The organism is Faecalimicrobium dakarense, assembly GCF_000499525.1.
Taxonomy (GTDB): Bacteria; Bacillota; Clostridia; order Peptostreptococcales; family Peptostreptococcaceae; genus Faecalimicrobium; species Faecalimicrobium dakarense.
This window is the reverse complement of record NZ_HG529319.1, coordinates 1-775: the sequence shown is the minus strand read 5'-3', so window position 1 is coordinate 775 and position 775 is coordinate 1. Positions and strand designations below refer to the sequence as shown.

The window sequence follows — 775 nt, the reverse complement described above, 5'->3', positions numbered from 1 at the left end:
CTAAAAACAATACTCTTTTTTATTGAACACTTAACAAATTATAAGTTCTGATATAATTAATTATAGATTATGATAACTTTAATTAAGAATGGAGATAAAGTTTATGAAGAGGATAATGATAACTGGATGTATAATATCAGCTTTAGTAATAAATGGATGTAGTGCAAATATGAAATCTGTATATTCTAGCACTAATAAAATTTCAAGTAATACAAATTCATTTAATTTAAATGATGAAAGTCAAACTATGGATAATCAGAGCTATGTAGGTAAATTAGAATTTGAAGGAATGGACACAATATGGACTTATAATGCAGAAAATAATGAAGATGTTGAACTATCATATCTATTATCAGTAGCGAAAGGAAAAGCAAAGCTAGTTTTAATAAATTCTAATGGGGATATAGAAATAATCATAGAGAATAAAGATAACGCTCAACCAACGGATATGAATTCAGCGAAATTATCTTTAACAGAGGGGGAGAATAGAATAAAATTAGTTGCACAAGATAATGCTCAAATTGAACTTAAATTTAAGATATCAAAGGGAGAGATAACGAAAATTGGATTTGATAAATAGACCTGTTATTAATGTTCAATAAAACATATCTTATTATGTACAGTTGTTGCATATAGATTTAATTATTATAAAGATAGTTAATTCAATAAGAAGTTGTTCAAGAAATTAAAGTGAGATTTTCTTTAACAGAATATTAGATATATATTTCGCAATTTTATTATATTATGAAATAAAAAATCCAATAGATAAACTATT

Annotated in this window: 1 protein-coding gene; it reads left to right on the top strand. The window is 24.5% G+C overall.

Annotated elements, in window-relative coordinates; genetic code table 11:
• The first annotated feature begins 103 nt into the window (after window positions 1–103).
• Window positions 104–580 (top strand): hypothetical protein, encoded by a 477-nt coding sequence (locus BN899_RS08130; protein ID WP_042274489.1) that lies wholly within the window; start codon window positions 104–106, stop codon window positions 578–580.
• The last annotated feature ends 195 nt before the right edge of the window (window positions 581–775 follow it).